Below are 11,906 nucleotides of genomic sequence, written 5' to 3' on the forward strand. Positions count from 1 at the left end.
CGGTCAACTGGTTGCTGGCGCCGCGACCCGGGACGCGCAGACCTCGCGGTCGGTGACCCCGGCCTGGTCGGCCGAGCAGCCCAGGTGGTCGGACGCGGTCGGCCAGGGTGCCCCGCCGACGGCGCAGTCGACGTCGGCGAAGACGACGCGCGACCGGCACACGATGTGGTGGTGGTCGTCGCCGACCCGTGACCTCGACACGAAGATCGGGACGCCGGCGGCGTGCGGATGCGCGCGCACCGCGGACAGCACGGCCAGCCGCGGACGGGTCCGGCGCAGCATGGCCCCGCGTCGCACGCGCTCGACGTCCGAGGTGGCCACGGTGCGCAGTATGCCCGACTTCTTACTTGACTGCATCCAGAAGCCGGATGACGGGCGCGGCGCGCCGCCGTTCCGGATACGACGACCTCCGGGCACCGCACGCGGTGCCCGGAGGTCGTCGCTCCGTCGGTCAGGCCTGGTCGCGTGCCGTGCGGCGCAGCCGGCTGACCCCGAGCAGGAGAGCGCCGGCGGCCAGCAGACCGCCGCCCAGGGACAGGACGCCGGTGCTGTCGTCGCCGGTGACCGGCAGCTCCGGGTCGTCCTTGCCGTCGTGCCGGTGGTCGAACTTGCCGCCCCGGATGCAGACGGTGGCGGTCGCCGGGTTGGAGACGACCTTCTTCTTGTCGTGCTCGCCGGTCGCGTAGGCGGTGTTGACGATCTTGCCGGCCTTGACGTCCTCCCAGGTGACCACGTGCGGCTCGACGGCGTGGCAGTCGGTGCTCGCGCCCGGGTGCAGCCAGGTCTTCTTGCAGACCACCGGTCCGGCCTTCTTGTCGTGGACGGCGATCTCCTTGATGGTCACCGTGCCGGTGTTGGTCACTCGGTAGCTGTAGAAGATCTTGTCACCCTTGGCGGCGTAGCCGTCCTTCTCGCATTTGCTGCGGCAGTCCGACTCGACGCGGGCCTTCTTGTCCAGCCACAGGCGGGCCTTCTCCCGCTCGTCCTTCGTCTTGACGGTGAAGTCGGCCTTGTTGGACATCACCTTCTTCCGGTGGAACCACCCCTTCGCCCAGGCGGTGTTGACCACCTTGCCGGCCTTGACGTCCTTCTTCGTGACCGTGTACCAGCCGGTGCAGGTGGCGCTCTCGCCCGGCTCGAGGTCGAGGCGCTTCGCGTCCTCGGCCGCCGGCCCGGAGTGACCCTTGCAGACGATGCCGGTGACCGTGTCGTCGGCGACGGTGATGCCGGTGATCGGGTGGTCCGTGCCGGTGCTCTTGTTCGTCACCGTGTAGGTGTAGGTGACCTTGTCGCCGGCCTCCAGGTCCTTGGCCGGCGTTCCGGTCTTGGTCAGCTCCAACTTCGGCTTCGGTTCCGGCTTCGGCCCGGCGACCGCGGGCGAGCCGGCCGTGAGCAGCAGGCCGCCGGCCAGCACCGCGACGGCGCCCAGTTGCGTGCCGATGCCCATCCGTCTGCGCGACGCAGATGTCGTGCTCATGTAGATCCCCCGTGTACGTGGATGGTTGGTACCGGGGGCAACGAACGCTGCCGGGACCCGTCACGTCGAGCGGGCGGGAATCCCTCGCATGGTGGACGGACCCGCCCTGGACAGCTGTCCACGGACTCAGTGATGCGCCGAATCCCGCACCCGACAGGGGATTCGCCGGTACGGTGCGCGGAGTAAGCGGTCAGTCAGCGCCCCGCCGCGGTGACCTCCGGTGGGTCGGCCCGCGGCTACCGTCCGGCCTGCTGGCGCTGGTAGTGGCGGGCGACCCGGGCGCGGTTGCCGCAGGACGGCTTGCACCACTGCTGGCGTGCGTGCTCCTTGACGAAGTACCGCACGCAGCGCGGGGCCGGGCAGGCGCGCAACTGTGCCCGCTCGGGCCCGGCGAGGAAGTCGATGGCGGCGCGGGCCAGGGTCGCGGTGAGCCGCAGCCGTGGCTCGGCCGGGCCCGAGTGCCGGGTGAGCGTCGGCGCCGCGTCGTCCGGCCAGTGCAGTCGGGGGCTGGTGGGCAGCCGGCCGGCGGCGGCGTTGAGCTCGCGCACCGCCTCGGCCGGCGTGAGCAGCGAGGCGCGGTCGGCCCGGCTGGGCGGTTCCGGCGCGACCGCCCGGGCGAGCAGCGTGCGGACGGCCCGGCGCAGCGCGACCACGTCGAGCCGGGTCTGCTCGTCGGGCAGGTCGGCCGGCGGCGCCAGGTCGTGGTCGTAGCCGCGCAGCGGTTCGGCCTGGTCGCGTAGCCAGCGGGCGAGCCCGGCGGTCTCGGCGAGGTCGTCGGTCACGCCGCCGTTGCCGTCGTGCCGGATGGTGCCGGCCAGGGCGAGCGTGAGCTGGACAGACATCGAACCTCCGTCGTCGCGTGCCGTCTTGTGGATCTTCAGAGGGCCAGTGTAGCGTCCCTAACGCCAAGAGCGCCGCAACCCATTAGGGGGCATCGTGCTGACCATCGCGCACCTCAGCGACACCCACCTCGACGACCACCCGCGCTCGGCGGAGCGGACCGCCCGGGTCATGGACCACCTGCACAATCTGGCCCGTCCGGTGGACGCCATCCTGATCACCGGGGACATCGCCGACCACGGGCAGGTGTCCGAGTACGAGCTGGCCGCCAAGCTCTTCGCCTCGCCGCGACCGGTGCTGGTCTGCCCGGGAAACCACGACGTGCGCGACGCGTACCGCAGGGGACTGCTGGGCGAGGCCGACGGCGGCGACGGGCCGATCAACAGCCGGCACGACGTCGGCGGCGCCACCTTCCTGCTCGCCGACTCCAGCATCCCCGGCCGCGACGACGGCCACCTGGACGAGGAGACCATGGGCTGGCTGCGCGAGCAGCTCGCCTCGGTGGCGGCCGACGTCCCGGTCTTCCTCGCCTTCCACCACCCGCCGGTCGCGCTGCACCACCCGGTCATCGACGACATGCGGCTGCTGCCCGCGGACCCGCTCGCCGAGCTGGTGGCCGCCCATCCGCAGATCGTCGCCGTGCTGACCGGCCACTTCCACACGGCCGCGGCGAGCACCTTCGCCGGCCGCCCGCTGCGGATCGCGCCCGGGGTGGTCTCCACCCTGCGGATGCCGTGGGAGGGCGAGGGGAGGCTGACCGACCAGCTCCAACCGCCCGGGATCGCCTTCCACGTGTACGACGACACCGGGCTGCTGACGACCCACTACCGGGTGGTGGTCTGACCGGTGACCGGGGTGGCCATGCTGGGCTTCGCGCTCGCCGTCGCGCCGATCACGCTCACCCCCGGCACCAGCTTCGCGCTGGTCGTCTCGCGGGTGGGCGCCGGCGGCCGGCGCCAGGGCTGGTGGGTGATCCTCGGTACGGTGACCGGGATCTACCTGCACGCGGCGCTGGCCGCGGCCGGGCTGGCGGCGCTGGTGCTGCGCTCGTCGCAGGCGTTCTGGGTCGTCAAGCTGGCCGGCGCCGGCTATCTCGTCGGGCTGGGCTGCTGGCTGCTGGTCTCCGCCGCCCGCCGGCGGCCCGCCGCGCCCGAACCGCCGACCACGCGGGCCGGATGGCGTCGGCTCGCCGGCCGGGTCCGCCATCCGTACCTGCAGGGCCTGCTCGGCAACGTGCTGAATCCGAAGGCGGCGGCCGTCTACCTGACGCTGGCCCCGCAGTTCCTCGACCCGTCGCGGCCGGTGCTGGTGCCGATGCTGCTGCTGGCCACCGCGCACGCCGTGCTGCACACCGGTTGGCTGGCCGGCTGGACGGCGGTCACCGGCGCGGCCGCGCGGCTGCTGCGTACCGAACGGGTGCGCCGCGCGCTGGACCGGGTCACCGGCGTCGTCCTCGTCGGGCTGGGCGTACGGTCCGCGCTGAACTGACCGGTACCCGGCGCCGGACCTTAACCGGAGGATTGACAGACCACTTTGTCGACACTGAGGATTGCCTCAGTCCACCGACTGCGACCGGAACAGCCACTCGTCCACCAGATCGACGGCGCTTCCGCAACTCGGCGATGCGGGCAGCGTCGGTCCGCCGCAACCGGACACCATCACCTTCCTTTCACCGGGTCGTGACGCCGCGGGCGCGGCGCGCGACCGACGGGGCGGAGCCGCGTACCCCGGGCGGGGCCCCTCGGCCAGCTCATTTCGGTCACCCGTGCCGAGAAACAGAAGGGTCGACAGATGCGTGATCCTCTAGGTCCCCGGTGGCGACGCCGCCTTCCGCTCCCCGCCGCGCTGGCCGGGGCCATGGCCGTGGTGCTGCTGGTCAGCCCGGCCTCGGCCACCGCGCCGCCGGCCGCTCCCTCGGTCGACCTGGTCCGGGTCGGCGACGAGGAGGCGAATGTCGTCGAGGTGCTGCTTGCCGACACCGACCAGCTGGACGCGCTCGTCGCGACCGGCGTCGACCTCGACCACCATGTCGCCCGCACCGAGGACGGCGTGGTCGCGCACGCGGTCGTCACGGCCAGCGAGGGCGCGGCGCTGACCGCCGCCGGGTTCCGGCTCGGCGAGGTGCTGCACCGGCCCGCCGACGCCCAGGCCCGGGTGGCCGAGCGGGCGGCGATCATCGCCGAGCACGCCGCGGACAACCGGCAGTTCGCCGCCGCCGCGTCCGACCCGACCGCGCCGGACGTTTCCGACGTCAAGATCATCCGGGCGGACTACTACACCTCCGGCACCAGCCAGATCCTGTCCGTGGAGGCGAAGTGGGCGCAGGGCCAGATGGCCAGCACGCCGCTCACCGTCGAGCGGGACAGCGGCCCGGGCACCGCGTTCGGCTCCGGCGGTACGCAGACCATCTCCCGCTTCGTCGACGCCGGTGTCTACCTGTATCACCGCGGCGCCGCGACGGTGACCACCCGGCCGGACCGCATCCGGATCACCAGCCCGACCGGGGAGGTGGCCATCGCCACCGTCAAGGAGTGGCTGCCGACCCCGGGCGACGGCCCGGAGGGGCCCGGCTACCAGAAGGACTTCGTCACCAGCTACCTGACCCCCACCGAGCTGTACGCGCGGATCCACCAGCTGGCCGCCGAGTTCCCGGACCTGGCCGAGATCGTCGAGCTGCCGTACAAGACCAACGGCTACCGGCGGCACGCGCAGGCGGTGCTCGGCACCGCCACCGCCAGCCGGGTCGCGGTCGACTCGCTGGCCTGGGGGCACGAGGGCGGCAACGCCGTCTCGGTGGAGCTCGCCGACCCGGGGGCGCCGAACACGCCGCTGTCGGTGAGCGTCACCGGCTCGGCGGTGCGGGTGACCCTGGGCACCGACTCCGCCGGCGCGGTGACCAGCACCGCCACGCAGGTGGTGGCGGCGCTCAACGCCGGCGCCGGTTCGCTGCTGCGGGCGTACACCTATCGGGGCAGCCCGGGCACCGGGGTGGTCGCGCCGGCCGCGCGGACCCAGCTCACCGACGGGTTGAGCGCGCCGGCCAGCGTCTCCCGGGAGCCGCACCCGGTGTACGCGATCCGGATCGGCAAGCACCGCGACGGATCCAAGCTCGGCGTGCTGGCCTACGCCCAGGAGCACGCCCGGGAGTGGGTGCCGCCGCTGGTCACCATCGAGACCGCCGAGCGGCTGCTGCGCAACTACGGCCACGACGGGCAGACCAAGCAGCTGTTGAACAACCTCGACATCTGGATCGCGCCGTCGATCAATCCGGACGGCGGGCACTACTCGTTCTACGACTTCAACTTGCAGCGCAAGAACATGACCAACCACTGCCCGCTGACCGGCTCGGCGGACTTCCTGGCCCGCAACTCGTGGGGTGTGGACAACAACCGCAACTACACCGAGTACAGCCTCTTCGACGGCTACTCGGGCGCGTCGTCGAGCTGCACCAGCGGCACCTACGCGGGCCCGAGCGAGCTGTCCGAGCCGGAGAACCGGAACCTGGACTGGCTGGCCGCCCGCCCGAACATCCGGTTCTCGATGAATCTGCACTCCTCGGGCAACTACTTCATGTGGTCGCCGGGTGCGTACGCGCTGCCGGGCCGGGTGTCGGCGCCGCGGCCGACGCTCGCCGAGGAGTCGGCGTTCTGGGGCGCCTCCGCCCGGATCCTGAGCGCCATCAAGCGGCACCGGAACATGGCGGTCACCCCGGCGCGCACCGGCCCGATCTCCGACGTGCTCTACTCGGCGGCCGGCAACTCCGGAGACATGCTCTGGTACAAGTACGGCATCTACGCGTGGAACTTCGAGGTCGGCACGTCCTTCCAGCCGGAGTGGGAGGAGGCGCACGCCGAGGCGATGGAGTTCGCCAACGGGCTGGTCGAGCTGATGCGGGTGGCCCGGGACTTCGCCAAGGACAAGCAGCGGCCGGAGAGCACCTTGACGGTCGCGCCCAGTTCCACGCCGGGCATGGTCAACGTGACCTTCGAGACCAGTGAACCGGCGGCGGTCTTCTACACCCTGGACCAGGCTGCCCCGACGTACGCCTCCACCCTGTACGGCTCCGCCGGCATCCGCGAGGGCGGGGAGACGCTGACCGTCCCGGCCGGCACCCAAGTGCACTGGTTCTCGGTGGACTCGGCGGGCAACGTCGAGAACAACTACCAGCCGGACGGCAACGGGAAGAACTACCGCAGGGGCACCGCGGTCCTGCCGTAGGCCGTGGACAGTCGAACATCGCGCACAGGGGGTGTGCGGGGGTTGCCGACCCCGCACACCCCCGCCGCGTCGTCGGCGCGGCGGGGGCGGCGCGGACGCCGATGCGGGTGAGTCGAGCCGATCAGGGAACCACGGCGTAGATGACGTTGTCGGCGCCGGGGAAGAGGAATCGGAACTGTTGCCAGCCGCCTTGGCCGATGACTTGGGGGTTGGAGACGTCGCCGCCGCCGGTTTGGGAGGCGTCGACGTAGCGGAGGAGGCGGCCGGCCTGGTCGACGGCGTAGATGACGTTGTCGGCGCCGGGGAAGAGGAATCGGAACTGCTGCCAGCCGCCGAGGCCGATGACCTGGGGGTTGGACACGTCGCCGCCGCCGGTTTGGGAGGCGTCGACGTAGCGGAGGAGGCGGCCGGCCTGGTCGACGGCGTAGATGACGTTGTCGGCGCCGGGGAAGAGGAATCGGAACTGTTGCCAGCCGCCTTGGCCGATGACTTGGGGGTTGGAGACGTCGCCGCCGCCGGTTTGGGAGGCGTCGACGTAGCGGAGGAGGCGGCCGGCCTGGTCGACGGCGTAGATGACGTTGTCGGCGCCGGGGAAGAGGAACTGGAACTGTTGCCAGCCGCCTTGGCCGATGACTTGGGGGTTGGAGACGTCGCCGCCGCCGGTTTGGGAGGCGTCGACGTAGCGGAGGAGGCGGCCGGCCTGGTCGACGGCGTAGATGACGTTGTCGGCGCCGGGGAAGAGGAATCGGAACTGCTGCCAGCCGCCGAGGCCGATGACCTGGGGGTTGGACACGTCGCCGCCGCCGGTCTGCGACGCGTCGACGTAGCGCAGCAGGCGGCCCGGGACCGTCGGGTCGGGGGCGTGGAACACCGAGACCGCGAAACCACCCGTGAGGTCGTCGGTGACGGTCACCCGCAGCCCCTCGTCGGGGTCGTCGTACGTCTGTCCCGTCGACAGCGCGGGGCCGGTCCGCAGGGTGACTTTGACGGTGTCGTTGACCTCGTAGACGAGGACCCCCTCGGCCGGCACCATCCCGTCGAACGGATCGGTCCGCAGCCGCCCCTCCACGAAGAAGAAGCGGTTGGTCGCGCGCCGGGACGGCACGCGGACCGCCGTGACCCGGTCCGGCGGCGGTGGTTGCACCAGGCCGATCGCGTGCAGGTTGGTGTCCAGCCGCCCCTCGGCGTGGTCGACGACGCCAGTGGGCAGCCAGCCGAACAGGCGCTTGGTCGTGGCGCTGGCGTGGGTGCTCCGGCGGGCGCCGTCGCCGTCCATCGGGTCGTATCCGGGCAGCCCCGGATGCTCCCAGAGATCGCACAGCAGGTGGAACAGCTCCTGCCCCCAGACGCCGATCGGCTGGCGCTGGTCGTCGCGGAGCAACGGGTTGCTGAACATCGCCACCCGGGCCCAACCTTTGATGCCGTTCACCGGGGAGATGCCGCCGAAGGCGTGCCCGCCGCGGTGCTCGCCGGCCTCGTGCGGCAGCACCGCGAGCAGCGCCTGGTAGCCGTGTCCGGGTGGCAGGGACCGCATCGCCGGGATGTTGACCTCGGCGTCCTCGGCCCACACCCGCGGGAACACCTCGCCGTCGAGGTGTGCCCTGCCGTACGAGAGGGCGTGCAGGTAGTGCTGGAACGAACGGTCCCTGCCGGTGCCCGGCTCCGGGTCGTAGAAGACGCGGCTGCGCACCTGGTACTCCCAGTCGGCAGGCGGCTCCCGGTCCACCTGACGGTTCAGCGCCGGAACGATGGCGATCCGGCGCACGCCCACCCACGGTGTCACGGCCACGCGCAGAGCGTAGTGCGCCGGTGGCGGTGGAGCGGTGGCTCAGTCGGCAACCGGACCGCCGGCGGAGGATTGGACCGGGCGCGGCGGCAGCACGCGGGAGCCGAAGACCTCCAGGAGACGGTCCTGGTCCCGGCAGCTGCTCCGCCCGCCGTCGGGGCTCCGCCGGGTGCGGGTGACCCGGGTTACCCGCACCTCTCGCCCGGAAACGACCCCCGCGCCGGGCTCGCCGCCTCACCGGCCGGGCAGGCTGCCGAGCAGGATGGCACGGCTGCTGCGCTGCGCCAGTTCCGCCGCCACGCTGCCCAGCAGTTTCTCGTCGAGCCCGGGTCCCCGCCGACCGATCACCAGCAGGTCCACGTCGCGGGCGTCGGCGACGGCCAGGATGGCGTCGGCGGGGTGGCCGGCCACGACCTCCGTGCTCGCGTCGGCCAGCCCGTCCGGCAGGGCGCTCGCTATCTCGTCCAGCATCCGGCGGGCCCGCTGGCGCTCCGCGTGCGCCTCGAGGTCGACCAGGTCCGGGTCGGTGACGGTGACCAGGACCAGCTCGCTGGTGGTGCCGGTCAGCGCGTTCGCGACGGCGCGCAGCGCCCGGTCGGAGTCGGGCGAGCCGTCCAGGCCGACCAGTACCCGCAGGCCGGGCCCGGTGGGTGCCGGGGCACGGGAGCGGACGTCGATCCGCTGCGGGGCGGCCCGACCACGCTCGACCGCGATCGGCACGAAGAGCGGGCCGAGCAGCCCACCGACGAGATACCAGAGCAGGTTGCGGTGCCCGCCGCGGGTGACGAAGACCGCCGCGGTGACCAGCCCCGTCGCCAGCCAGGCCACCAGCGCCAACAGGGCCCAGCCCAGCTCAGTCATGGCCGCTCCGGCAGGGTGGGCGGCGCGGGCGGCGTGGTCATGCCGGTGTCTACCCCCGGCGGCGGTGGCTACGCCACCGCAGCGGTCGGGCACGGTGGACACCGGCGTCCGCGGTGACGGGTTCGGCGACCGTCCGGACCGGGTATGCCCGGCCATGCGGTTCGCGGCGGGGGCACTGGCGCCGACGGCGCTGCGTGGCCGGGCGGTGCGCGCGGGCCGGGCGGGTCGCCGCCGGCTGCGGACCTATCTCATCGTGGCGGTGCAGGCCGGCCTGGCCGCGTCGCTGGCCTGGTTGGCGGCCCGGCTGGTGCTGGGCAACCAGGATCCGACCTTCGCCCCGGCCGCCGCGGTCGGGGTGATCGCCGCCGCGCTGGGCAACCGGACCCGGCGCACCGTCGAGCTGGTCGTCGGGGTGGTGCTCGGCATCTTCGTGGGCGATCTGCTGGTCGAGACCGTGGGTACCGGACCGTGGCAGACCGGTGTCATCGTCTTCCTGGCCGCGGCGCTGGCCGCGGCGGCCCGCGGCCCCGGGGCGCTGATGACCCAGGCCGGCGGTACCGCGGTGCTGGTTGCCACCGTCACCCCCAGCACGCCCGACCTGGCGTGGCCGCGGACCCTCAACGCGCTGGTCGGGGGAGGGGTGGGCCTGCTGGTGGTGCTGGTGCTCGCTCCCCTCAACCCGATGCGCACCGTACGCCGGGTCGCGGATCCCGCGCTGGACGCCTTCGCACGGCAGATGACCGCCACGGCGGAGGCCCTGGCCCGCGTCGACGTCCGCGGCGTGGACCTGGTCCTGGACCGGATGCGCGACGCCGAGCCGCAGCTGCGGCAGCTCAGCGATGCGGTGACCGCCGCCGAGGAGGTGGTCCGGTTCTCTCCGGTGCGCTGGCGCCGTCGCCGGACGCTGGCCGCCTACCGGCGGGGTGTCGTGCACATGGACCGGGCCTTGCGCAACAGCCGGGCCATGGTGCGCCGGATCGGCACCACCCTGCGCGACGAGGAGCCCGTCCCGGCCGACCTGCCGGCCGCCGTTGAGCGGTTCGGCGAGGCCGTGCGGGTGTTGCACCGCGAGTTCCTTGAGGCCGAGGAGCCGGTGCGGGCACGCGAGCGGGTGCTGCGGGCGGTGCGGCAGGCCGGCGCGGCGTGCCGGCAGGGCTTGGGTTTCTCCGGCACCATCGTGGTCTCCCAGCTGCGGACCGCCGCCAACGACCTGCTGCGCGCCACCGGGGTGCCCCGCGACGAGGCACGCCGGATGGTTCGGCGGGCCGCCGCCGGGTACTAGCGGACTGCCGGGCCTCCGCTGTACGCGTCCGCTCGGCCAGCGGATAACGTTGTGCCTCTGGTGTGCCGGGAAGTCTGGTCGGCGATGGATGACGCGACCCCTGCCGACGAGGAGATTTCGTGACCGACGCCACTCGGCGCCGTACCAGCCTGTTCGCCCGCCGTTCCTGGGCCGAGACCAGCCGCATCTCCGAGATCCTGCGGCGGGAGACCGTGGGCGGCGCGCTCCTGCTCGTCGGGGCGCTGCTGGCCCTGATCTGGTCGAACTCGCCCTGGACGGAGCAGTACCAGGCGTTGCGGGACCTCCGGCTCGGCCCGGCCGCGCTGCACCTCGACCTGAGCCTGGGCACCTGGGCGGCGGACGGTCTGCTGGCGATCTTCTTCTTCGTCGCCGGGCTGGAACTCAAGCGCGAGTTCGTCGCCGGTGACCTGCGGGACCCGCGGCGCGCGGCGGTGCCGGTGGCGGCGGCCTTCGGCGGGGTGCTGGTGCCGGCCCTGCTCTACGTCCTGATCGCCGGCGCCGACGCGGGCCGGGGGTGGGCGATCCCGACGGCCACCGACATCGCCTTCGCTCTGGCGGTGCTGGCCGTGGTCGGCCGCTTCCTGCCGCCGGCGTTGCGGACCTTCCTGCTCACCCTCGCGGTGGTCGACGACCTGATCGCCATCGTGATCATCGCCGTCTTCTACACCACCGACCTGTCGATCCTGCCGTTGCTCGGTGCGCTGGTGCCACTGGTGGTTTTCGGTCTGCTGGTCCAGCGGCGGGTCCGGTCCTGGTGGCTGCTGCTGCCGCTGGCGGCGGCCACCTGGGTGCTGATGCACGAGTCCGGCGTGCACGCCACCGTGGCCGGGGTGCTGCTGGCCTTCACCGTTCCGGTGATCCGCAGCGAGGCCGCCGGGGGACCGGCCGCCGGTCCGGGGCTGGCCGAGCACTTCGAGCACCGGTTCCGGCCGATCTCGGCCGGCGTCGCGGTGCCCGTCTTCGCGTTCTTCTCCGCCGGGGTCGCGGTGGGCGGCCTGACCGGCCTGACCACCGCGCTGACCGACCGGGTAGCGGTCGGCATCGTGGTCGGGCTGGTCGTCGGCAAGCCGATCGGCATCCTGGGCGCGACCTGGCTGGTCTCCCGGTTCACCCGGGCCGACCCCGAGGAGGGCCTCAACTGGCTCGACGCGCTGGGGCTCTCGCTGCTCGGCGGCATCGGTTTCACCGTCTCCCTGCTCGTCGGCGAGTTGGCGTTCGGGGCGGGCAGCGAACGCGACGACCAGGTCAAGGTCGCCGTGCTCGCCGGGTCCCTGCTCTCGGCCCTGCTCGCCTCGGTGGTGCTGCGCGCCCGCAGCCGGGTGCACCGGCAGGTGTGCGAGGCCGAGTCGGTCGACCGTGACCACGACGGGGTGCCGGACGTCTACGACCCGGACCCGGACCGGCCCGACATCCGCTGAGCC

10 protein-coding genes are annotated in these 11,906 nt (G+C 72.9%); 5 read left to right on the forward strand and 5 right to left on the reverse strand.

Annotated features, from left to right (window positions below; translation table 11 throughout):
• Window positions 1-3: 3 nt before the first annotated feature.
• The 3 genes from FHX32_RS33620 to FHX32_RS33630 all read right to left on the reverse strand — a co-directional run bounded on the left by FHX32_RS33620 (window position 4) and on the right by FHX32_RS33630 (window position 2,319).
• Window positions 4-282, reverse strand: coding sequence for a hypothetical protein (locus FHX32_RS33620; RefSeq protein WP_208419795.1), 279 nt, complete (start codon window positions 280-282; stop codon window positions 4-6).
• Between the two features lie 169 nt (window positions 283-451).
• Window positions 452-1,477 carry a DUF7507 domain-containing protein gene (locus FHX32_RS33625; protein ID WP_167192075.1) on the reverse strand — a complete coding sequence of 342 codons (1,026 nt, stop codon included), beginning with the start codon at window positions 1,475-1,477 and terminating at the stop codon, window positions 452-454.
• 236 nt (window positions 1,478-1,713) lie between these two features.
• Entirely contained in the window at window positions 1,714-2,319 is a 606-nt protein-coding gene (locus FHX32_RS33630) for a CGNR zinc finger domain-containing protein (protein WP_109906233.1), read from the reverse strand.
• A 94-nt stretch (window positions 2,320-2,413) separates the two neighbouring features.
• Here FHX32_RS33630 and FHX32_RS33635 point away from each other — a divergent pair, with 94 nt between their 5' ends.
• The 3 genes from FHX32_RS33635 to FHX32_RS33645 all read left to right on the forward strand — a co-directional run bounded on the left by FHX32_RS33635 (window position 2,414) and on the right by FHX32_RS33645 (window position 6,535).
• Complete coding sequence (locus tag FHX32_RS33635) at window positions 2,414-3,160, forward strand: metallophosphoesterase (protein ID WP_167192077.1); 747 nt, start codon at window positions 2,414-2,416, stop codon at window positions 3,158-3,160.
• A gap of 3 nt (window positions 3,161-3,163) precedes the next feature.
• Window positions 3,164-3,805 (forward strand): LysE family translocator, encoded by a 642-nt coding sequence (locus tag FHX32_RS33640; RefSeq protein WP_486481462.1) that lies wholly within the window; start codon window positions 3,164-3,166, stop codon window positions 3,803-3,805.
• A 303-nt stretch (window positions 3,806-4,108) separates the two neighbouring features.
• Window positions 4,109-6,535 carry a M14 family metallopeptidase gene (locus tag FHX32_RS33645; protein WP_167192079.1) on the forward strand — a complete coding sequence of 809 codons (2,427 nt, stop codon included), beginning with the start codon at window positions 4,109-4,111 and terminating at the stop codon, window positions 6,533-6,535.
• 121 nt (window positions 6,536-6,656) lie between these two features.
• Here FHX32_RS33645 and FHX32_RS33650 read toward each other — a convergent pair whose 3' ends face one another.
• A complete protein-coding gene (locus FHX32_RS33650) occupies window positions 6,657-8,324 on the reverse strand; it encodes a tachylectin-related carbohydrate-binding protein (protein ID WP_167192081.1) in 1,668 nt (555 codons plus the stop codon).
• A 231-nt stretch (window positions 8,325-8,555) separates the two neighbouring features.
• Window positions 8,556-9,182, reverse strand: coding sequence for a universal stress protein (locus FHX32_RS33655; RefSeq protein WP_158289790.1), 627 nt, complete (start codon window positions 9,180-9,182; stop codon window positions 8,556-8,558).
• Between the two features lie 64 nt (window positions 9,183-9,246).
• On the opposite strand from FHX32_RS33655, the gene FHX32_RS33660 reads away from it, so the two are divergent.
• Window positions 9,247-10,464, forward strand: coding sequence for an FUSC family protein (locus FHX32_RS33660; RefSeq protein WP_233257695.1), 1,218 nt, complete (start codon window positions 9,247-9,249; stop codon window positions 10,462-10,464).
• 119 nt (window positions 10,465-10,583) lie between these two features.
• A complete protein-coding gene (gene nhaA, locus FHX32_RS33665; RefSeq protein ID WP_109899279.1) occupies window positions 10,584-11,903 on the forward strand; it encodes a Na+/H+ antiporter NhaA in 1,320 nt (439 codons plus the stop codon).
• The last annotated feature ends 3 nt before the right edge of the window (window positions 11,904-11,906 follow it).

The sequence above is a fragment of the Micromonospora sp. CNZ280 genome, assembly GCF_011759515.1.

Excerpts from the sequence above, each read along its gene's own strand:
- FHX32_RS33630 (WP_109906233.1), bottom strand. The coding sequence starts at position 2,319 with ATGTCTGTCCAGCTCACGCTCGCCCTGGCCGGCACCATCCGGCACGAC.
- FHX32_RS33655 (WP_158289790.1), bottom strand. The coding sequence starts at position 9,182 with ATGACTGAGCTGGGCTGGGCCCTGTTGGCGCTGGTGGCCTGGCTGGCG.
- FHX32_RS33620 (WP_208419795.1), bottom strand. The coding sequence starts at position 282 with ATGCTGCGCCGGACCCGTCCGCGGCTGGCCGTGCTGTCCGCGGTGCGC.
- FHX32_RS33645 (WP_167192079.1), top strand. The coding sequence starts at position 4,109 with ATGCGTGATCCTCTAGGTCCCCGGTGGCGACGCCGCCTTCCGCTCCCC.
- FHX32_RS33625 (WP_167192075.1), bottom strand. The coding sequence starts at position 1,477 with ATGAGCACGACATCTGCGTCGCGCAGACGGATGGGCATCGGCACGCAA.